The organism is Sphingobacterium cellulitidis (genome assembly GCF_043187465.1).
Taxonomy (GTDB): domain Bacteria; phylum Bacteroidota; class Bacteroidia; order Sphingobacteriales; family Sphingobacteriaceae; genus Sphingobacterium; species Sphingobacterium cellulitidis.
The window spans coordinates 4,045,220-4,065,605 of sequence record NZ_CP171136.1; the positions used below are offsets into that span (position 1 = coordinate 4,045,220).

At 36.3% G+C, this 20,386-nt stretch carries 19 protein-coding genes; 14 read left to right on the forward strand and 5 right to left on the reverse strand.

Annotation, left to right across the window (positions count from 1 at the left end; translation table 11 throughout):
* Positions 1-6: 6 nt before the first annotated feature.
* A complete protein-coding gene (locus ACF3OC_RS17660) occupies positions 7-621 on the reverse strand; it encodes an OmpA family protein (protein ID WP_094257278.1) in 615 nt (204 codons plus the stop codon).
* A gap of 1 nt (position 622) precedes the next feature.
* Positions 623-1,171 (reverse strand): hypothetical protein, encoded by a 549-nt coding sequence (locus tag ACF3OC_RS17665; RefSeq protein WP_094257279.1) that lies wholly within the window; start codon positions 1,169-1,171, stop codon positions 623-625.
* 163 nt (positions 1,172-1,334) lie between these two features.
* On the opposite strand from ACF3OC_RS17665, the gene ACF3OC_RS17670 reads away from it, so the two are divergent.
* Complete coding sequence (locus ACF3OC_RS17670) at positions 1,335-2,495, forward strand: VCBS repeat-containing protein (RefSeq protein WP_094257280.1); 1,161 nt, start codon at positions 1,335-1,337, stop codon at positions 2,493-2,495.
* Positions 2,496-2,564: 69 nt separating this feature from the next.
* Here ACF3OC_RS17670 and ACF3OC_RS17675 read toward each other — a convergent pair whose 3' ends face one another.
* Positions 2,565-3,650: a hypothetical protein gene (locus tag ACF3OC_RS17675; protein WP_094257281.1), complete on the reverse strand. Its 1,086-nt coding sequence runs from the start codon at positions 3,648-3,650 to the stop codon at positions 2,565-2,567.
* A 590-nt stretch (positions 3,651-4,240) separates the two neighbouring features.
* Between ACF3OC_RS17675 and ACF3OC_RS17680 the strand changes: the two genes are divergently transcribed.
* The 3 genes from ACF3OC_RS17680 to ACF3OC_RS17690 are packed head-to-tail and all read left to right on the forward strand — an operon-like array spanning position 4,241 to position 6,078.
* Positions 4,241-5,245, forward strand: a complete 1,005-nt coding sequence (locus tag ACF3OC_RS17680) for a type IV toxin-antitoxin system AbiEi family antitoxin (RefSeq protein ID WP_094257282.1) — start codon at positions 4,241-4,243, stop codon at positions 5,243-5,245.
* A gap of 1 nt (position 5,246) precedes the next feature.
* The gene (locus ACF3OC_RS17685) at positions 5,247-5,483 is read left to right on the forward strand and encodes a hypothetical protein (RefSeq protein ID WP_094257283.1); all 237 of its coding nucleotides are present in this window, start codon (positions 5,247-5,249) and stop codon (positions 5,481-5,483) included.
* A gap of 40 nt (positions 5,484-5,523) precedes the next feature.
* On the forward strand, positions 5,524-6,078 hold the full coding sequence (locus ACF3OC_RS17690) for a hypothetical protein (protein ID WP_094257284.1): 555 nt from the start codon (positions 5,524-5,526) through the stop codon (positions 6,076-6,078).
* A gap of 195 nt (positions 6,079-6,273) precedes the next feature.
* Here the strand turns inward: ACF3OC_RS17690 and ACF3OC_RS17695 are convergent, their stop codons facing one another.
* Complete coding sequence (locus tag ACF3OC_RS17695; protein ID WP_392470217.1) at positions 6,274-7,176, reverse strand: helix-turn-helix domain-containing protein; 903 nt, start codon at positions 7,174-7,176, stop codon at positions 6,274-6,276.
* A gap of 242 nt (positions 7,177-7,418) precedes the next feature.
* Between ACF3OC_RS17695 and ACF3OC_RS17700 the strand changes: the two genes are divergently transcribed.
* From ACF3OC_RS17700 to ACF3OC_RS17730, 7 genes are all read left to right on the forward strand, one after another.
* The gene (locus ACF3OC_RS17700) at positions 7,419-8,462 is read left to right on the forward strand and encodes an alpha/beta fold hydrolase (RefSeq protein WP_318271468.1); all 1,044 of its coding nucleotides are present in this window, start codon (positions 7,419-7,421) and stop codon (positions 8,460-8,462) included.
* 1 nt (position 8,463) lies between these two features.
* A complete protein-coding gene (locus tag ACF3OC_RS17705; RefSeq protein WP_094257287.1) occupies positions 8,464-9,522 on the forward strand; it encodes an alpha/beta hydrolase in 1,059 nt (352 codons plus the stop codon).
* A gap of 6 nt (positions 9,523-9,528) precedes the next feature.
* Positions 9,529-9,978 carry a nuclear transport factor 2 family protein gene (locus ACF3OC_RS17710; protein ID WP_094257288.1) on the forward strand — a complete coding sequence of 150 codons (450 nt, stop codon included), beginning with the start codon at positions 9,529-9,531 and terminating at the stop codon, positions 9,976-9,978.
* A 6-nt stretch (positions 9,979-9,984) separates the two neighbouring features.
* Positions 9,985-10,704 carry a carboxymuconolactone decarboxylase family protein gene (locus ACF3OC_RS17715; RefSeq protein WP_094257289.1) on the forward strand — a complete coding sequence of 240 codons (720 nt, stop codon included), beginning with the start codon at positions 9,985-9,987 and terminating at the stop codon, positions 10,702-10,704.
* Positions 10,705-10,780: 76 nt separating this feature from the next.
* The gene (locus tag ACF3OC_RS17720) at positions 10,781-11,188 is read left to right on the forward strand and encodes a cupin domain-containing protein (RefSeq protein ID WP_094257290.1); all 408 of its coding nucleotides are present in this window, start codon (positions 10,781-10,783) and stop codon (positions 11,186-11,188) included.
* A gap of 45 nt (positions 11,189-11,233) precedes the next feature.
* Positions 11,234-12,361: a radical SAM family heme chaperone HemW gene (hemW, locus tag ACF3OC_RS17725; RefSeq protein ID WP_094257291.1), complete on the forward strand. Its 1,128-nt coding sequence runs from the start codon at positions 11,234-11,236 to the stop codon at positions 12,359-12,361.
* A 197-nt stretch (positions 12,362-12,558) separates the two neighbouring features.
* Entirely contained in the window at positions 12,559-14,007 is a 1,449-nt protein-coding gene (locus ACF3OC_RS17730; protein WP_094257292.1) for a glyceraldehyde-3-phosphate dehydrogenase, read from the forward strand.
* 272 nt (positions 14,008-14,279) lie between these two features.
* Here the strand turns inward: ACF3OC_RS17730 and ACF3OC_RS17735 are convergent, their stop codons facing one another.
* The gene (locus tag ACF3OC_RS17735) at positions 14,280-14,594 is read right to left on the reverse strand and encodes a hypothetical protein (protein ID WP_318271469.1); all 315 of its coding nucleotides are present in this window, start codon (positions 14,592-14,594) and stop codon (positions 14,280-14,282) included.
* Positions 14,595-15,088: 494 nt separating this feature from the next.
* On the opposite strand from ACF3OC_RS17735, the gene ACF3OC_RS17740 reads away from it, so the two are divergent.
* The 3 genes from ACF3OC_RS17740 (at position 15,089) to ACF3OC_RS17750 (ending at position 20,373) form a co-directional block, all read left to right on the forward strand.
* Positions 15,089-18,169 carry a PVC-type heme-binding CxxCH protein gene (locus ACF3OC_RS17740; protein WP_392470221.1) on the forward strand — a complete coding sequence of 1,027 codons (3,081 nt, stop codon included), beginning with the start codon at positions 15,089-15,091 and terminating at the stop codon, positions 18,167-18,169.
* 28 nt (positions 18,170-18,197) lie between these two features.
* On the forward strand, positions 18,198-19,052 hold the full coding sequence (locus tag ACF3OC_RS17745; RefSeq protein WP_094257294.1) for a sugar phosphate isomerase/epimerase: 855 nt from the start codon (positions 18,198-18,200) through the stop codon (positions 19,050-19,052).
* A gap of 61 nt (positions 19,053-19,113) precedes the next feature.
* A complete protein-coding gene (locus ACF3OC_RS17750) occupies positions 19,114-20,373 on the forward strand; it encodes a sugar MFS transporter (RefSeq protein ID WP_094257295.1) in 1,260 nt (419 codons plus the stop codon).
* The last annotated feature ends 13 nt before the right edge of the window (positions 20,374-20,386 follow it).

Genomic DNA, 20,386 nt, shown 5'->3' on the forward strand with positions numbered 1-20,386 from the left:
TAATTTCTATTTACTGATACTTTGGGTACCAAGATATTTGACTTCCACTCTTCGATTTTTTGCTCTACCTTCTTCAGAATCTTTACCATCAGCTGTGGTATTCTCAGCAATCGGTTCATCTTCACCCTTACCTTCCGTAATAAACTTATTTTCCAAACCGTGTTTAAGCAGCCAGTCTTTTACGGAATTTGCCCGTTCTAAGGATAGTTTTTTATTGTAGCTATCCTCCCCTTTAGAATCGGTATGTCCAGTAATTTTCACGGGCTCCCCTCCCATTGCTTCCAGATTTGCGGCTAATTTACCTAACACTTGCTCGGCTTCAGGTTTTAATGTTGATTTATTGAAATCGAACAATTGGTCAGCTCCCAGTTGCACATCCACATTAAGGTTACTTTGGTCAGCAGATAAATTACTACCAGTAGTAGTTAATGTGTTACTTTCAACGCTGACGGTTTTGTGTTCTTGAGACAAAGAATCCGGCGACTTTTCTGTTATTTGGACAGAGTCACTGGTTGATAAAGTTTCAGAAGTCTGCTGAACATTTTTTTTATTCCCATCATTATTACAGGCTCCGAGCAGAATTACTAGAGCGAGTCCATTCCATAAACCTATTTTCCTCATACTATCTGGTAATTGGTAATGCGTCAAAACTTCCGTAATCTCCTAGCGTTAAGCTAATAGTTTTTGAATCGGGAGCAGGGACAGCAAATTTTAAACTTATCAAAACGATTTTATCCGATCCGAGATACCATAATTTTTGACCGTCTGCTTTAGTTGGAGTAATCATAAATTGACCGGCATCATCTTTCAGAAGGCTGTTTTTCTTTGCTGTTGCATCATCTATATAATAAATTGTTGAGGGAGGGAAATTAATATTTATGGCGTTTTTCTCGGAATTATCTAAGATTAATTCCACATTCAAAATACTGCCAACGACACTTACTTTAGTTACGTTCAAAGTACCATCATTTACTTGTTTAGTAGCAATAACGTGGGTTTCAGGTTTGGCAGAATCAGTTTTTTCGACTTCTTCTACAATTAATTTAGTTTCGGGTACAACTTCTACAATTGTATCGGTATCATTTTGGCTGGTATTTTCCTTATTGGAATTAGAGCAAGAAGTTGCTAATACCAGACCCATACCAAAGGAAATAATTAATTTGTGTTTCATAGTAGTTTTTTTTAAATAAAATTTATAGTTGGTCTCAGGAAAGAATACTCAATTTTTATACCAAAAGAACATTGTGGGCATTCTATTGAATCCAGAACTTATCAATTTTTGGGCACATGACACCACATGATGGATAAACTAAAGGAGTTTATTAACTTGAACTATGCGTCTAACCATTTTGCTTTTAATTAGCTTAGGGATAACCTATTCCGCTTCTGGCCAGGACCAGAAACAAGCTAAATTCATTGGTCCAGTTCACTTTAAGAAGGTAAAAGTTTCATCGGAGACCTATGAATCTGTAGGGGTATTTGATGTAAATGGGGATGGAAAGCCTGACTTGGTTTCTGGAGCTTTTTGGTATGAAGGTCCCGACTATGTTCAAAGACATTTTATTGCAGAAGTAAAGCGAGTTGATGAATACTGGGACGAGTTCATGCATATACCGATGGATGTCAATGGAGACGGAAAGATGGATTATATAACAGGCGGATGGTTTGCTGGAACGCTATTTTGGATGGAAAATCCTGGGGACAATGGTGCTTGGAAGAAACATAGTATTGATTCAACGGGCAATATTGAAACTGCCAGAGCATTTGACTTGGATGGCGATGGTCATCTAGAAATTATTCCAAACAATCCAGGCCATCCCCTAAAGTACTATAAATTGGTCTTGGATGGCAATGGCAAAGGAACAGGGAAGTTTGATAAGGTAGATGTAGCAGCAACTCAAGGTCATGGAATGGGTTTTGGAGATGTGAATGGTGATAAAAGAATGGATATCATTGTCAACAACGGTTGGTTGGAAGCTCCCTCAGACGCAAAAGGGAAGTGGATTTTACATCAGGAATTTGATTTTGGAGATGCAAGTATTCCAGTTTTGGTTTTCGATATCAATAAGGATGGGAAAAACGATCTTATTGTTGGGCAAGGGCATTCCTATGGGCTGCATTGGTATGAACAGAAGGTTTCATCACAAGGCAAACGGGAGTGGATAGAACATCCCATAGATTTGAACAATTCTCAATATCATACTATGGAATGGGTTGATATCGATGCTGATGGAGAACAAGAGCTAGTTACGGGCAAGCGATATAGAGCTCATAACGGAAAGGATCCTGGGGCGAATGACCCAGTGGGTTTGTATTATTTCAAATGGAACGGAGAGTCTTTTACGAAAAATATAATAAGCTATGGCCCCTTGGATGAAGGTAAAGGGGCAGGGATATATTTTTCTGTAACCGACCTTCGGAATACCGGAAGGAAGGATGTTATTGTCGCTGGAAAAGATGGATTATATATTTTCTACAACGAGGGCCAGAAATAGGAATAAAAGAACAAGAATATTTCAGCAATAACTCGTATAGTTTTACTGCTTAGGTTAGAGTTAATTAAATTATTTCACATAGATAGAATTGAATCTCGCTCTATTATTATTTTCGTAGTCCATTGGCATAAGTTTATTATTTTTATAGAGTTCAGGTTTAAGATCAAAGTCAGGATCTTCCTTTAGAGTAGCCAAATAGACATCATTTCCTTTCACAAACAAAGCTGTTGCAGTGTAAACATTTCTGATATTGATATTCATTTGGTTTCCGTTTTTCCAAACTTTGACATTATTTAATTCCGTATTATTATTTGTACTGGTTATCCATGCGACATAGCTATTATTCCCTTCATGAAATATTTTTCTATTTCCAGCAAAGCTCCATTCATTTTCCGCAAAATTAATACTGTAAAATAGGCTTGAATTTTTATAAACTTTAAAACTTTTCTTTTTTGTTTGAGGATCTTCTGTAGCATAGACATAATAAAACAAGTCGGTTCCATTAGTTGCAATATCTACCGATGAATTATAAGAAAAACGTTTAAAGAGCTTACCATTTTTCCATACAATTCCATTCCATTTATTATTTGCCAAAGCACTTCCTGCCACATAAAAATCATTTCCAATGGTCAGCATATTACCCATCCCCCATCGAGACCCCACGGGTTCCAATTTATATGGTTTTCCATTTTTCCAGATACTATCCCATGTTGGGTCAACGCCATAACTATATCCATATAGGTATATATCTCCACTTTCGGCTCTATGGATCTGTTCCAACTCGGTATCATTTGATTTATCGACGAGGATTTTCTCCTCATTTTTCCAATACATTGCAGACCTAAAATTGGAAGGGTTAGCATCGGTAAATTCCTGGGTCATTCCGGCGATATAGATATCATTTCCATAACCAATAATATGGTTAGCCATTCCAAGTTTGCCGTTATCTAAAATATATTTCGGTATACCATTTTTCCATAACACCGGTGAATCAGTCTTCAAATCCCCCGCAACATAGACTTCAGTTCCAGCATATTCTTCAAAGCCTGATTCTGTTTCTGAATCGGGGTTCTTTGATTCTTTTTTACAAGATAAAAGACTGGCAAACAATGCTGCAAGGAAGAATAGGATAGTAATATTAAATCGCTTGTTCATAATTTTTTAATTAAATGAATATCCGAAATAACATAATATAGAAAAGTGAACAAAACTTAGGAATGGCTGAATTATATAATTTAGGCATAGAAAGCAGGAAAGTAGCTAAAAGAATAACCAACGAACTGGTTGTTGGATTCCGCAAGATGCTCAAAGATGATTTTTTAAAAGTGTCGTCCAATTTTTTTTCGGGACGCCTCACCTAAAATTATTACATCGTCTAAAGAAGTTAGGAATATCACATCAAAGGAATCAATTCTTTTTTTAATTACCGTTTATGCTTAATTCCTTAACTTTGCCTTTTCAAAACGGTTCCCAGAATGTTTAATTGCTTTAAAAATCAGATAGTTGCATTTTTAAAGTAACAAATGGAAAACATAGATTTATCTGTGTTTTTTGACATTTGGATTATATAACGCTAGATAATATCCGGAGAATAGAACCATTATTTGTTTTACAATGTACTAGGTACACTTTTATATATTTAATTCAATTTTTTTATTAATTATTATAATATCTCTTTGATTATTAAACAATGTTCACTAAATTCGTTTGTTCACGTAACGTGAACAGTTTAAAAAAATGAACAAATGGTGACTCAACAGGAAATCACGACGGTAAATAAAGCATTGAACAATCTCGAAAATGTAGCGGGTATACATGGAGAGTGGGAACATACTGATAATACAGAGATAAATGGAATATTGACAATTACTTTAGGCGAAAATCGAATTAAATTTAAAACGGACGTTAAGAACGAAATCCGCCATACACATTTAGAGCGAATTAGAACTCGAGCTTACGTAAATGATATGTTTTTGCTTTTGGCGAAAAATATTTTCCCTAAAGCTAAGGAAATGCTAAGAAATGAGAATATAGCGTATTTAGATATAGCTGGAAATTTCTATTTCCGCAATGAGAACTACTATATTTTTATTGAGGGAAACAAAATACCAACAGTGGAAAAAGAAAAACCTAACAGAGCATTTACTCCTACAGGACTGAAAATAGTGTTTTTATTGCTTACTGAAAAGAATGCTTTAAATTTGTCTTATAGGGAAATTGCTCATCGAGCAAATGTAGCATTAGGCAACGTTCCTTTAGTTATAAATAACTTACAAGAAGCCGGTTATCTAATCGCCAAAAATAGAAATAAATATATAATAACTCGTAAACGAGAGCTACTAGACCGCTGGATCACAGGCTATGGTGAGACCTTAAAACCAAAACTAAAGGTAGGGCGATATCGATTTTTAAAAAGTAACAAGTATTGGAAAGAGCAACAACTTGCGCCTGGTGATGTTTGGGGAGGAGAAGCTGGTGCGAACATAATATCAAATTATATTGAACCCGAAATAAAAATACTTTACACCAATTTATCGAAGATGGAGCTTATGACAAAAATGATGCTTGTACCGGACTCTAAAGGAGATATTGAAATCATACAGCATTTTTGGCAAGAAGCGGATAGTTTAGAGAAAAACTGTGCTCCGCCAATATTAATTTATGCTGATTTAATCCTTAGTCAAGATCCAAGAAATATAGAGGTTGCAGATTTTATTTTTAACAGTTATTTAAAAACTGATTTTTACTAATATGAGACACGGAGAACTTAAACATATATTTGATGTATTGGAGCGCAGCTTTAATCAATTAAATATAGACTTTTACTTAATAGGTGCATTAGCTAGACAGATATGGTACGAAAAAGGTAACTTAAGTTTTAGAACAACAAAAGATGTTGATTATGCTGTATTGGTGAGTAATCAAGATGAATACCAGCGGATCAGAGAGTATCTAATAGATACAGAAAAATTCACACCATATATTTAGAGGTAATGCATTTGTTCTAATTGCCCCAGATGGTACGCAAGTGGACATATTACCATTTGGTGAAATTGAAGATGATGGAAGTGTCACTGTTAAAGGACAAGGCATGACCAGTATTCGTGTAGATGGATTAATAGATGTATATAATAATGGGATAGAAGATGTAGATTTTGAGACTGGACATTCATTCAAAGTAGCAACATTACCTGCAATAGCCTTACTCAAGTTCATTGCTTACGATGATAGACCAGAACAGCGTCAAAAAGATGCTACTGATATCTCGAATCTGGTTGTCCATTTTTTTACATTAAATGATGAAATGATATATGAACATCATAACGATTTATTTGATGAAACAAAAGGTATCGTTTTCGAAAGTATTGGGCCTATTGTATTAGGGAGAGAAATGAGAAAAATTGGAAATAGCAACGTGGGTTTAGTAATAAGACTTAATAACATTTTAGAAAAGCATATACAAGAGGGTGAAAATAGTGCATTTGTACGATTAATGGTTAATCCATCAAATGATGATTCAACTATTGAAAGTGTTGTAGACACGTTAAAAGATATACATAAAGGTTTTAATAATTCTATATAAATATCTTTTTATACTTAATTCCTTAACTTTACTTTTTCAAAACTGAACGGGCACCCAGTATGTTTAATTGCTTTAAAAATCAGTAAGTTACAAACCAAAACTAACAAATGAAAAACATTGATTTCTAGTTGGTTTTTGACAATTGGATTATAAATTCCTGAAAATTTATAATCCAATTTATATATTTAGAACTACTTAATTAGAATTCAATGTTCTAAATTGTAATGGCGTGATTCCCTCTTTATTTTTAAATAATCGACTAAAATGCTGCGGATATTTGAATCCTAATTCATAAGCGATTTCATTAATGGTTTTGTCGGTTTCAAAGATTTTAGACTTCGCGATATCAATTGTTTTTAATTGAATGTATTCCTGTGCTGTTTTACCAGTTTCTTTTTTTATCAAGTCTCCAAAATAGTTTGCCGATAAATTGAGTGATTCTGCCATGTTGGAAACTGTCGGCAATCCTAGCGTAGTTGGTTTTTCTGAGGAGAAATAGGCATTCAACACCTGTTCAAATTTTTCCAAAACTCCTTTATTAGCAGACTCTCTGGTAATAAATTGTCTATCATAGAAGCGTTCACAATAATTTAAAAAAAGTTCAATGTTGGAAGCAATTAACTTCTTACTATGTTTATCAATAGCATGGTTCAATTCGTATTGAATCTTTTTGAAACAGTCCATTATGATATTCCGTTCATTCCTTGATAAGTGCAATGCTTCATTTGTATTGTATCGAAAAAAGTGATAATCTTCGATCATATTGTTGAGCGAAGTGCCTTTGATAAGATTAGGATGAAAAATAAGCCCGTGTCCCTTAGGCTGATAAATATCAACTTTGTTTTCAACGTCGATAACTTGTCCTGGTGAAATAAAAACAAGTGTTCCGTCTTCATAATCATAGGTATTACACCCATATTTTAAATCACCACAATGCACGTTTTTAAGGAAAATACAATAAAGTCCAAATGTCATTTTGGAACCTGTCCGTTTATGAGCTTTAGAAAAATCTATTACTGAAACAAGAGGGTGTAACGTTTCATGATTATTGAAAACATTATATTCATGTACTGTGTTGAAGATAAATTTATTGCTCATAGTTTCTGCTGTTATCTACTCAAAAATAAGTAATTAGAAGTCCTCCTTTTTAAAAAATATATAAATAAGTGATTATGGTAGCATATTCTGTAATACATATACGTATGAGGAATTATGATTTCAGATATTTGATGAACACAAAGATGAAATGAATTGTTGTTTATTCTAGTAAGGATAATGACGTAATACAAAGGAATATGAGAAATGGAATGATAATTTGTCTGAGTACCATTTTATTAGGAATGATGACAACTGAAAATACTATTGCGCAGCAGAAGAAGATAAAGCCATTGGTCATTGTTGAGCAAGGAAGTTTTGCTGTTGGTGGGATTAAGATCACAAATCCAGGAACTTTTAATGTGCAAGATGCGCTGAAACCCGAAGGGCAAACTTTGCATGGAGATCATGCTTATGTCTTTTATCAAGTTCCAGATAAAAGCAAGAAATTGCCTCTCGTTTTTTTACATGGTGCAGGGCAGTCCAAAAAAACGTGGGAATCCACACCGGATGGACGTGAAGGATTTCAAAATATATTCTTGCGAAAAAAATATCCAGTCTACTTGCTTGACCAGCCTCGAAGAGCTGCCGCAGGACGGACAACAGTAGCATCGGCTATTTCGACTACAGCCGACGAACAATTTTGGTTCACACAATTTAGGATTGGTAACTATCCTAACTATTTTGAGAATGTTCAATTTCCGCGTGATGAACAATCCTTAGCACAGTTTTATAGACAGATGACTCCGAATACAGGTGCATTTGATGCGAAGGTCATTTCTGATGCGATTTCAGGTTTATTTGACAGAATAGGGAGTGGTATTTTGGTTACCCATTCACAAGGCGGCGGACCAGGCTGGATGACAGCCATCCTAAATACCAATGTGAAAGCGATTGTGGCTTACGAACCGTATAGTAGTTTTTTATTTCCAGAAGGTGAAGTGCCTACGCCCATTTCTTCTACTGGATTATTCGGCGCTTTAAAAGGGCAAGCTATTCCTTTGGAAGATTTTCTTAAGCTCACTAAAATTCCTATTGTCATTTATTACGGAGATAACATCGCTGATGCACCAACTGATATTTGGAATAAAGATCATTGGCGATCAGGATTAGAAATGGCTCTAAAGTGGGCAGAAGTGATTAACAAGTATGGTGGCGATGCGACCGTGGTACATCTTCCAGAAATTGGAATAAAAGGAAATACGCATTTTCCATTTTCAGATTTGAATAACGTGGAGGTCGCAGAAGCGCTTTCAGATTGGTTAAAAAGTAAAGGTTTAGACAAGTAAGATGAATATGATAATTTCACTGAAAATAGTTATGGCAGGTGTTGGATTGACTATTAGCTTACTAAGTTTTGGTCAAAAAAAACCAGAAAATCCTTTCGGCTTAGTCTACAAAGGAGCTATTACAAAAAATATGGATGGTACAGTTCAAATTCATTCTGTTAATTATTCGTTGAATGGAATTAATATCGCTGCAAATGTGTACACGCCCGCAGGATATAATAATTCAAAAAAGCATGCCGCTATCGTCATTGCTCATCCTAACGGAGGTGTAAAAGAGCAAGTTTCGGGGATGTACGCACAACGTTTAGCGGAGCAGGGCTATATTACGATTGTGGCAGATGCAGCGTATCAGGGCGCTTCAGGTGGATTGCCACGAAATGTAGATAAGCCATCAAATCGTATTGAAGATATTCATGGAATGGCAGATTTTATTTCCAAATTCCCAGGTGTCGATACTGATAAAATTGGTTTGTTAGGAATATGTGGTGGAGGTGGCTATGCCCTCAAGGCTGCGCAAGGTGATAAGCGTTTTCAATCCATAGCTACGTTGAGTATGTTTAATTCGGGGCGCGTTCGTCGCAATGGTTTTTTGGATAGGGATGTAAAGACTGTTCAAGAGCGTTTGGTTAAGGCGTCTCAAGCGCGTCAGCAGGAAATTTTAACTGGCGAAGTTTCCTATTTGGGAACTGCAAATCCTACGGATGAGGAAATCGAAAAAATTTCTACCGATTTGTATCGTGAAGGTTATGCTTATTATTACCGTACACATGCACATCCCAATTCTACGTTTAAATACACCGAAAGTAGTTTGATAGATTTAATGACCTTTGATGCTAATACGAATATGGATTTAATAACTCGACCTTTGCTAATGATTGTGGGAAGCAAAGCAGATACCAAATACATGAGCGACGAAGTATATTCTAATGCTATCAGTATGCTGCATAAAGAGTTTTTTGTGTTAGAAGGTGCTTCACATATAGAGACCTATTGGAAAGAAGTCTATGTCAAGCAAGCGGTGGATAAGTTGGTTAGTTTTTATGGTGATACTTTAAAATAATTAGATATGAAGATTTTTGTTAAATGTTTTGTGGTCGGATTGTTTCTTACGTGGAATATTTCATGCACGTTTGCTCAAGAAAAAGCTGTTGAACAGGAAATTATCACCTTGTCAAAAAATAAATGGCAATGGATGGCCGATAAAAATGTAGATGTTTTGGATAGTTTATTTCATGAGAAATCTGTTTATGTACATATGGGTGGATCTTGGGGCAAAGAAAGAGAATTGGCGGTGATTAAAAGCGGTGGTATCTGGTATAAAAAAGCGATTGTACATGATGTATCCGTGGAGATCGTAAACAATACAGCCGTATTATTAAATAGGATAGATTTACTTGCAGTTGTAGGCGGGAATGAAGTAACAAACCCCTTCATCGTAACCGAAGTTTATGTGAATGAGAATGATAAATGGGAACTTCTTTCGCTTTCATTCACCAAGACAATGACGCCAAATTAAATAGATATGGTAAATAACTTGCTATCGGTTTTAGTTCTTTGTTTTTGTCTCACAATACAAACCACTAATGCACAATCTAAAGAGAATCATACAGCTTTAACCAAGGAACATGAAGCGCTTATTCGGATTTCATCACAAGCCGCGGTTGGTGAGCTGGATAAATTACGTGATGAACTACACAGAGGTTTGGATGCTGGATTGACGATTAATAAGGTGAAGGAAAGTTTGATCCATTTACATGCTTATGCGGGTTTTCCGCGAAGTATTCGCGGCTTGCAAACGTTAATAACTGTTGTGGATGAACGTCAAAAAAATGGGATAAAGGATGAAGTAGGGAGCGATGCTTCATCTATTTCGACAGAAAAGACCAAATACGATCGCGGAAAAGCTATTTTACAACAACTTACTGGCGTGAAAGAGAATGACGTGAAAACAGGTTATGCTGCATTTGCGCCAACTATAGAAATTTTTCTGAAAGAACATCTATTTGCGGATCTATTCGAACGTGATTTATTGAATTATTCGGAGCGTGAATTGGTGACTATTTCGGTATTAGCTAGTATAGGCAAAGTAGAACCCATGCTAAAATCGCATCTGAGCATTTGTGTTAATTTGGGCTGTAGTTCCGAGCAATTACAGCAATTTTTGCAAATAATTAAAGACGCCCAAGGTGTAGAGCGAGCAACGGATGCTGCAAAAGTATTAACAGAAGTATTAAATAAATAGAACTTAGATGATGAATTCGAAGATAAAAACAATAATGCTGGGTTTGTGTGGGTTAGTGCTGTCATGTAATCAAAAGATGGATTCACAAACAGTACAAAAAGCACCCTTTGAAAAAGGAGATTTGGTTACTAATAGCAATTTCACAGGGACAGTTTGGTTGAATTACTTAGCAGAGACGGATAGTGTTCATAACGTAAATATTGGTTCTGTGACATTTGCTCCAGATGCTCGAACAAACTGGCATTATCACAAAGGTGGACAAATATTATTGGTTACAGCTGGTCGTGGTTTGTATCAAGAGAAAGGAAAGCCAGTAGAATTTATTGAAACAGGCGAAGTTGTAAAATGTCCACCAAATATTGAACATTGGCATGGTGCAACTCCAACCGATACGATGACACACATCGCTATCGGAACTAACACAAATATTGGTGGTGCCGTGTGGTTAAAACCTGTTACCGATGAAGAATACAACAAGCATTAAACAGAAATCTATATCTTTGCCTCTTAACAAACTGAACGGGCACCCATGTTCTACTTTCATATTCCATTTTGCAAACAAGCATGTCACTATTGCGACTTTCACTTTAGTACTTCCTTAAAGTACAAGGAGGAGTTGCTCCAGGCTATGCTTTCGGAGATTGAACTTCGGGCATCTTACCTTGAAAACAAGAAGGTAGAATCACTTTACTTTGGTGGTGGAACTCCATCCATTCTTCAGGCGAAGGAAATAGACTCTTTGATTGGGCAAGTTGCCAAATACTTTGAAATAAGTTCAGATGCGGAAATTACCTTAGAGGCTAACCCAGATGATTTAGATAGAAAAAAGGTTCAGGAATTAAGGGGTACTGAGATTAACAGATTTAGTATTGGTATTCAATCTTTTTACGAAGAGGATTTGAAATGGATGAATCGAGCACATAATTCGGAGGAGGCTAAATCTTCTATTATGCGAGTTCAAGATGCGGGTTTTGAAAACATTACATGTGATTTAATTTATGGCTACCCTTTATTGACCAATAATAAATGGAGATCAAATATGCAGGAATTGATCAATTTGGAGGTTCCGCATATCTCATCTTATTCGATGACAGTTGAAAAGAAAACAGCATTAGCTCATCTCATCAATACAGGAAAAACCGCAGCCCTTAATGAGGATCAAAGTGCTGAACAAATGCTCATGCTGATAGATACTCTTACATCATCAGGATATGAACATTATGAAATTTCAAATTTTGCTAAACCAGGCAGATATGCGAGGCATAATAGCAATTATTGGAAAGGTAAATCCTACTTAGGCATTGGACCATCTGCACATTCATTCAATGGAGCTTCGAGATCGTGGAATATTGCAAATAATGCCTTGTATATAAAGGGTATACTTTTAAAGGAGTTAGCATTAAAAACAGAGCTTCTAAGTAAAAACGATCGATTTAATGAATATGTCATGACTTCCTTAAGAACCAAATGGGGAGTTGACAAGAAATATGTTCTACAAGAGTTTGGGGATGATTACTTAAACAGCATCCTAAAAACAATTGAACAATATGTTTATAACAAAGAGGTCCTAATTTCAGACGAAGGCATAATTACTTTGAGCCCCTCAGGGAAATTATTGGCAGATCAGATTGCTGCCGATTTATTTATTGTAGAATAAGAAATTGGGATAAAAATCAGCAAAAAGCGTTTAGCACTCTTTAAACGTTTGATAAATTATCAACAATACAGCTAAAGAATTATTATTATAAAAATTCAGTCCCAAAATTAGCAGCGTGTTTTATCAAATTTTCAATTTTTATTTTTTTAGCAATACAAAAGCTCTAAGTTTGCATCAAATTTCTACAATCAATAATTATGATACACACTTCTACTTTTGAGGACCAAATCAAAAGTTACAAATCAAACCAAAATGCTTGCGTTAAGCTTATCCAGCTGATTAGCGATTTATGGTTCAACCAATCGATTGAGCTTGTGCTATTTAGGAATCAATTAATTGATCGCAGAGTTAGTTTTATTTTAAATTTACATCAGCAGTCGAAGGAATATGCGGGTATTGAATTAACCATTCAGGAGACCTTGCTTGTTGCAGAGGCCATTCATGCATTAGATTTGAAACCATCTAGGCTTGACATTGGTAAATTAGCTTTGAATATCCGTAATGAAGGAATTAAGGCTGTAAACATTCAAGAATTTGTTCAGAAAGAATTAGAGCCTGGAAAGGAGCATTTAACGTTCTTACCGAAAGATGTTGTTCTATATGGTTTTGGTAGGATTGGAAGGTTATTAGCTCGAGAACTTGTCAGCAAGGTTGGTGCGGGGAAACAGCTGAGATTAAGAGCGATTGTCACCCGTGACTTGGTTGATGAAAAATCATTGAAGAAAAGAGCAAGTTTATTGAGACAAGATTCGATACATGGAAATTTTGATGGTGAAGTCTTAGTAGATACCGAGCATGATGCATTAATTATCAATGGAATTCCTGTTTATGTAATTTCTGCGAAAGGCCCTGAGGAAATTGATTACAGCAAGTATGGTATTGAAGATGCATTAGTTATTGATAATACTGGTGCTTTTAGAGATGACAAGGAGCTTTCAAGACATTTGAGTTCAAAGGGAGCAACGATGGTATTATTAACAGCTCCAGGAAAGGGAGTTCCTAATATAGTTTATGGAGTAAATGAATTAGATGCTGACCCTAAAAAGGACAATATTTTTTCAGCGGCCTCCTGTACCACCAATGCAATATCACCAGTTTTAGCCATATTGGAAAAAGAATTGGGAATTGAGAAAGGACATATAGAAACTATCCACTCCTATACGAATGATCAGAATTTGGTAGACAATATGCATAAGAAATCCAGAAGAGGACGTGCAGCGGCTTTGAATATGGTAATAACTGAAACGGGAGCTGGTTCTGCTGTTGCCAAAGTATTGCCATCATTAGCTGGAAAGCTGACCTCCAATGCCATTCGCGTGCCAGTTCCAAATGGTTCTTTAGCAATATTGAATGTAGAATTAAAGAAAAAGACTACATTGAATGATTTAAATAATATCTTGAAGACCGCAGCATTAAATGGGGATCTGGTTGAACAGATAGCTTATACAAATAACTCCGAATTGGTATCTTCGGATATTATCGGAACTTCGGCAGCCTCGGTTATTGATTCACCAGCCAATATTGTTTCCGATGATGGTAAAACCGCAATTATTTATGTATGGTATGATAATGAATACGGGTATTCCCACCAAGTCATGCGATTAGCGAGACATATCGCCGGTGTTAGGAGATATACCTATTATTAATAAGATGAGAAGGGATTCAATAACGAATCCCTTTTTATTTATACTTCTTTTTCAGATTTAATCAATCTAAATCCCATCCAAACAATCCAAACATAAGCAAGAGTTTTAGGTATCATCAAAAATCCGATTTGTGGATAGAAGCGCGACCATATTACGACCGGCAAATAAAATGCAAAGCTTAAAGTAATTGCTAGCCACATCCAACGAAATTCCACATCGTTAGACCTTTTAGCTTCTTGACCAAATAATATTATCATCAATATTCCTAGTATTCAAAAAGGAATATTTCGATAAATCTCCCATTCATATGACGGGTTTTCATCCAGCCATCCATTTTCTGGGCATAAACAAAGAAGAATCCTTAGTGCTGCCAAGATATAAATCCAGAAGGCTAATTGTTTTCCTTGGAATGAGTACCTGATTTTTGCAATATGAAATAGAATTACATAAAAAACCGTCATTGAGATCGAGGCAACGAATGTACCTATACTCAGTAGTTGTTTATGGTTTTGAAGACCATCTGTACTTAAGGCATAAATTCTAGGAATCAAATGAAATGAATCACCAATTCCTAGAACTAATGCCATAATTCCAAACAAGAGGACTAATTTTCGATTTCTTGATTTTATTATCATTGCAACTCCCATACTAATTATTAATATCAGATAGGAGCTACCAAAAAATAATTTCAGCTATATTTTTCATAAAGATTGGTTGGTTAATAATGTTTTACTGGCAGAGCAAACAAGTTTGTTGGATTGGCATACTTGTTTGTTTATGATGGGATAAAATTATCGGATTAAATGGACATATTGTAATAATATCGTTGACAATCAGTGTTAAATCTGGTAATTGAATTAGTATAGTAAGAGCTTGAATGTAAAAATTTTATTATTCAGGACAGTACAGGATACCTCAACTAAAATATAAGCCTATATTTGGTTTAATGGGGCCGTATTACCAATGCGCACGGTTTCCGTAAATCTAATCTAAGCCTACAACAATAATTATGAACCGCTTAAGGCAATTTTTTATAATTTCATTGGTTCTACTCCTATTTGGTTGTACACATAAACCAAGCATGGAGCCAATAAAAATCCAAAAGGATTCACGAATAGTATTAATAGGGAATAACCTGGGTTCCAGAATGATGGAATATGGGGATTTTGACACTGAACTCCAAACTCGGTTTCCAGATTACAATCTTTTTATCCGTAATATCTGTAATCCGGGAAACACTGCTGGATTCAGGCCTCACCCATCGAGGAATTCGCCATGGGCATTTCCGGGTGCTGAGAAATTCAATCCGGAATTTGATATAAATACGGGTAGTGAAGGTCATTTTCCTACCGAGGATGAATGGTTAACAGAATTAAAACCTGATGTTATCTTAGGGTTTTTCGGTTACAACGAATCCTTTCGTGGAGAAGAGGGCCTTGAGGATTTCAAGGGTGAAATCGCAGCATTCATCGATCATACCAATAGCACAGACTATAATGGAGGTAAAGGCACCAAATTGGTTTTGATCTCTCCTATTGCTTTTGAGGATCTTACGGACAAGTTTGATCTGCCAGATGGCAAGGAATTCAACAAGAACATTCAATTATATGCTGATGCTATGGAGCAAGTTGCGAAAGAGAAAAACACAACATTTTTGGATGTCTTTGATATTACGAAGAAGTGGTATGATCAAAACTCAGATTATCTCACCATAGATGGTTCTCAATTATCAGAAAAATCATACGAGAAATTTGCTGACTACTTAGTAACTAGCATTTTTGGTAAAGGTGAGGGAGCAGCTTCGAGTCATAAAGAAGAGATAAAAAAGGCAGTTTTAGAGAAAGACTGGATTTGGACGCAGGATTTTAAAATTCCAAATGGCGTACATGCTTACGGTCGTAGGTTTAATCCATTCGGTCCGGAGAACTATCCATTTGAGATCAAAAAGCTTCGTGAGATGGGTTATATTCGGGATACAGCAATTTGGAAGGCTGCGAAAGGGGAATCTTACGATTTAGCGGCAATGGATAAGAACACATTGACACTTCCTGAAGTAAAAACCAATGTTGATTTTGGTCAAGACCCTAATTCCAGGTATTTATATGGGGAAGAAGCGCTTGCGAAATTTCATACTGCTCCGGGATATAAAATTGATTTATTTGCCTCGGAGAAAGAGTTTCCAGACCTAGCCAACCCTGTTCAAATATCCTTTGACTCAAAAGGAAGACTTTGGGTAGCAACGATGCCTAGTTATCCGCATTATAAAGCTGGAGATGGTAAGCCAAATGATAAAATTATTATTCTTGAGGATACTGATGGTGATGGCAAGGCGGATAAACAATCAATATTTGCCGATCATCTACACTTGCCAATTGGTTTTGAATTTGCACCTGAGGGGGTTTATTTATCCCAAGGAAAGAATCTTGTGCTATTAAAGGACACGGATAATGATGGCAAAGCAGATAAAAAAGAGGTAATACTCAGCGGATTTGATGATCATGATACCCATCATGCACATAGTGCTTACAGCATGGATCCGTCGGGAGCTATTTTAATGGCAGAAGGAGTTTTCCTTCATACCAATGTAGAGACTTCATATGGCCCTGTTAGAGGAGTTAATGGTGGATTTTACAGATATGCACCTCAAACTAAAAAGTTAGAGCGCGTAGCACAAGTTTCTATTCCAAATCCATGGGGAATTGCAACAGATGACTGGGGACAAACTATTTACTTAGAGACATCAGGACCAGATGTAAGGTGGATGTTGCCAGGAAGTGTAAAACCTAGATATGGGGAATCAAATGATAAATCTTTCAGTTTAGTTGATGAAAACCACCGAGTTCGTCCTACTTCAGGACTGGAATTTATATCGTCTAGTCATTTCCCTGACTCTGTTCAAGGCGATTATTTATTAAATAATACGATTGGATTTTTAGGAGGTAAGCAACATACATTTGAAGATGATGGAACTGGTTATAAATCAAAACATCGTCAGGATTTATTTTGGTCGGATGACAAAAACTTCCGTCCCGTAGATGCAGAAATTGCACCCGATGGTTCATTGTATATTGTTGATTGGCATAATATGTTGATTGGCCACATGCAGCATAACGCTAGGGATCCACTTCGTGACCATGTTCATGGTCGTATTTATCGAGTAACCTATCCTTCAAGGCCATTGGTAAAACCTGCCAAGATAGATGGAGCATCAATTGAGGAATTGCTTGAGAATTTAAAATTGCATGAAATTAGAACTCGCTATAGAACACGTACTGAATTAAGAATGCGTGACAACAATGAAGTTGCTAAAAAAGCAACAGAGTGGGCTAATAATCTAGATCAAAAAGACCCTAAATATTTGCACAATTTAGTAGAGGCAATGTGGGTAACTTGGGGTGCAGATAAAATCAATGCGGACTTAGTACAAAAGCTCTTGGAATCTAATGACTATCATGCAAGAGCAGCTGCTATACATGCCCTGCGTTATAATACTGACAAGATAAAAAACTACAAGGAGATGATGACCAAAGCGACGAAGGATGAAAGTGGTCGAGTAAAATTAGAACTGATTGCTGCGGCATCATGGATGAAACCAGCTGAAGGATTGGATTTGATGAATGCCATAGATACAAGTAGTCTTGACAAGTGGAATAAACCAGCATATTTAACTTCTTTAGCTCACTTAAATAATAAATCAGTTAAAGAGAATAGGGAAACAAGTAAAACGATTAGTAAATTATCAGGACCTGCATTAGATCAGTTTAAGCGAGGCTCTGTTATCTACTCCAAAGAGGGATTTTGTATTACCTGTCATCAACCAAATGGTAAAGGATTAGATGCTTCAGGCTTCCCACCATTACATGCTAGCAAATGGGTAACTGGGAATGAGGATAGATTAATTAAATTAACATTAAATGGATTATTAGGACCCATTGAGGTTAATGGTAAAAAATATCCAGGACAAGTACCGATGACACCATTTGGCATGATGTTAAATGATCAGGAAATAGCTGATGTATTAACTTATGTAAGAAATACCTTTGGGAATGAAGCCAGCCCGATTTCTGCTTCTAAAGTGAAAGAAATTAGAGAATCCATTAAGGATAAGAAAGGGTTCTATTCGCCAGAGGAACTTTTGAAAGCACATCCATTGGAGAAATAAAAAAGAAAGAATACATAACGAAAATAGAATGAATAAAATAGGATTTAATATTTTACCATGGACTGCCGGAGTTTCGGCGAAGGCATTTCCTTTACTAGATAGATTGAAAGAGATTGGCTATGATGGTGTTGAGGTTTTTATAGGTTCTCCAGATGAGGGAGAATACAAAGCCTTAGCCAAACATGCTCATGATTTGGGTTTAGAGGTAAATGCCGTAACTGTTCTTGCAGAGAATGAAAGTCCTATTTCAACAGATAAATCGATTAGGAATCGAGGGATAGACCGTATTAAATGGGTTATAGATAGGGCACATGATATGGGTTCAGAGATCCTTTGCGGGCCTTTTCATTCGGCACATGGTTATTTTTCAAGAGCAGCTCCTACGGAACAGGAATATGAGTGGGCTGCTGAGGCATTGAGAATTGCTGGTGACCATGCGCAGCAAGCGGGTATAATTCTTACGCCAGAGGCTGTAAATCGTTTTGAGAACTATTTAGCAAGTTGTATAGACCATCTTTCGCATTTAATCGAGCTAACGAACCATCCGAATGTTCGGGGGATGTATGATACCCATCATTCCCATATAGAAGAAAAAAGTGTAAAAGGTTCAATTCAAAAGATGGCACCAGTATTAGCACATGTTCACATCAGTGAAAATGATCGTGGTACACCTGGGAAAGGTTTAGTGCATTGGGACGAAGTTTTTCAGACATTGAGTGACATTGATTATTCAGGTTGGTATACTATTGAATCCTTTTCTAGAGCGGATCCAGACTTTGCAAATGCAATAAATGTTTGGCGCGAATATTCTGATCCATGGGAGATTGCGGAAGAAGGTTATCATTTTATCAAAAATAATCTAACGAAATTTGAAAAAAAATAAGTTATCTTGTTGATTGAATTGTAATCAACACATAATAATTTAACCACAAATAAACCACATTATGAGTAAACAAGTTAACCCTAGTGCCTTGTTTTTAGGAAGCTGTTTAGCCCTAATTACAACAGGTCTTACCTTTTCCATTCGTGCTGGGATTTTACCTCAGCTAGGTGAAAGTTTTAATTTATCAGCAGAACAATTGGGATTTATCAATTCCATGTGGTTTCTGGGATTCCCTATTTCGATGATTCTGGGAGGAATATTTTATTACAAAATTGGGCCTAGCAACATTATGCGTTTTGCATTTATCTCCCATACCCTTGGGATTTTGTTGACGATTTTTGCGAACGGGTATTCAACTTTATTAATTTCCACTTTATTTATTGGTTTAGGCAATGGATGTACTGAGGCAGCCTGTAATCCACTTATTGCGGATTTATATTCCGGCAAGAAGATGGACAAAATGCTAAACAGATTCCATATGTGGTTTCCGGGAGGAATTGTATTGGGTAGTTTGATTTCCTTGGTATTGACCAAATGGGGAGCATCTTGGCAAACACAGATGTGGGTAATTATGATTCCAACCATTTTATATGCTATTCTATTTTACGGCAAAGCATTTCCGAAGCCAAAGGAAGAAAGTGCCACTTCGCTTTCAAATAATGTAAAGGCAATGTTCTCCCCTATTTTTATCTTCTTATTCTGTTGTATGGCATTAACAGCTATTTCAGAATTTGGCCCACAACAATGGGTAGGGATTATTATGGCAAATAGCGGTGCCAGTCCGATGTTAGTGTTAGCATTAGTCACTGGATTAATGGCTGTAGGAAGGTTTTTTGCCGGACCAGTAGTGAAGGCATTGGGTCAAACCGGGGTTTTACTCGGAGGAGCGATTTTTGCTACCATTGGAGTATATTTATTCTCGATTGCAACAGGAGGCATGGTCTACGTTGCGGCAATATTATTTGCAATTGGAGTATGTTATTTCTGGCCAACAATGATTTCAACTACGGCTCAGCGAGTACCTTTGAGCGGTGCAATAGGGATGTCAGTAATTGGAGGTGTAGGAATGTTCTCGACTTCAATTTTCCAACCTATCATAGGGCGATGGATAGATCAATCTAAAGCGGCTGTACAACAATCTGGAGAGGTCATAGAAAATTTAGATTTAGTTGTAGGACAAATTACCTTAGCTAAATTGGCTATTTTTCCAGGGATATTAATTGTTCTATTCTTATTTTTCTATTTCTGGCAAAAAAGAACATACAAAGGTCATCAAGAAACAACGGAAGGTGCATCTGACGCACAAGTAGAAACCGTTTAATAAAAATTAAAAT

Bases quoted from the DNA above. Each gene is read 5' to 3' on its own strand.
- ACF3OC_RS17660 (WP_094257278.1), bottom strand. From the start codon at position 621: ATGAGGAAAATAGGTTTATGGAATGGACTCGCTCTAGTAATTCTGCTC.
- ACF3OC_RS17665 (WP_094257279.1), bottom strand. From the start codon at position 1,171: ATGAAACACAAATTAATTATTTCCTTTGGTATGGGTCTGGTATTAGCA.
- ACF3OC_RS17670 (WP_094257280.1), top strand. From the start codon at position 1,335: ATGCGTCTAACCATTTTGCTTTTAATTAGCTTAGGGATAACCTATTCC.
- ACF3OC_RS17675 (WP_094257281.1), bottom strand. From the start codon at position 3,650: ATGAACAAGCGATTTAATATTACTATCCTATTCTTCCTTGCAGCATTG.
- ACF3OC_RS17680 (WP_094257282.1), top strand. From the start codon at position 4,241: ATGGTGACTCAACAGGAAATCACGACGGTAAATAAAGCATTGAACAAT.
- ACF3OC_RS17685 (WP_094257283.1), top strand. From the start codon at position 5,247: ATGAGACACGGAGAACTTAAACATATATTTGATGTATTGGAGCGCAGC.
- ACF3OC_RS17695 (WP_392470217.1), bottom strand. From the start codon at position 7,176: ATGAGCAATAAATTTATCTTCAACACAGTACATGAATATAATGTTTTC.
- ACF3OC_RS17700 (WP_318271468.1), top strand. From the start codon at position 7,419: ATGATGACAACTGAAAATACTATTGCGCAGCAGAAGAAGATAAAGCCA.
- ACF3OC_RS17705 (WP_094257287.1), top strand. From the start codon at position 8,464: ATGAATATGATAATTTCACTGAAAATAGTTATGGCAGGTGTTGGATTG.
- ACF3OC_RS17710 (WP_094257288.1), top strand. From the start codon at position 9,529: ATGAAGATTTTTGTTAAATGTTTTGTGGTCGGATTGTTTCTTACGTGG.
- ACF3OC_RS17715 (WP_094257289.1), top strand. From the start codon at position 9,985: ATGGTAAATAACTTGCTATCGGTTTTAGTTCTTTGTTTTTGTCTCACA.
- ACF3OC_RS17720 (WP_094257290.1), top strand. From the start codon at position 10,781: ATGGATTCACAAACAGTACAAAAAGCACCCTTTGAAAAAGGAGATTTG.
- hemW (WP_094257291.1), top strand. From the start codon at position 11,234: ATGTTCTACTTTCATATTCCATTTTGCAAACAAGCATGTCACTATTGC.
- ACF3OC_RS17730 (WP_094257292.1), top strand. From the start codon at position 12,559: ATGATACACACTTCTACTTTTGAGGACCAAATCAAAAGTTACAAATCA.
- ACF3OC_RS17735 (WP_318271469.1), bottom strand. From the start codon at position 14,594: ATGGCATTAGTTCTAGGAATTGGTGATTCATTTCATTTGATTCCTAGA.
- ACF3OC_RS17740 (WP_392470221.1), top strand. From the start codon at position 15,089: ATGGAGCCAATAAAAATCCAAAAGGATTCACGAATAGTATTAATAGGG.
- ACF3OC_RS17745 (WP_094257294.1), top strand. From the start codon at position 18,198: ATGAATAAAATAGGATTTAATATTTTACCATGGACTGCCGGAGTTTCG.
- ACF3OC_RS17750 (WP_094257295.1), top strand. From the start codon at position 19,114: ATGAGTAAACAAGTTAACCCTAGTGCCTTGTTTTTAGGAAGCTGTTTA.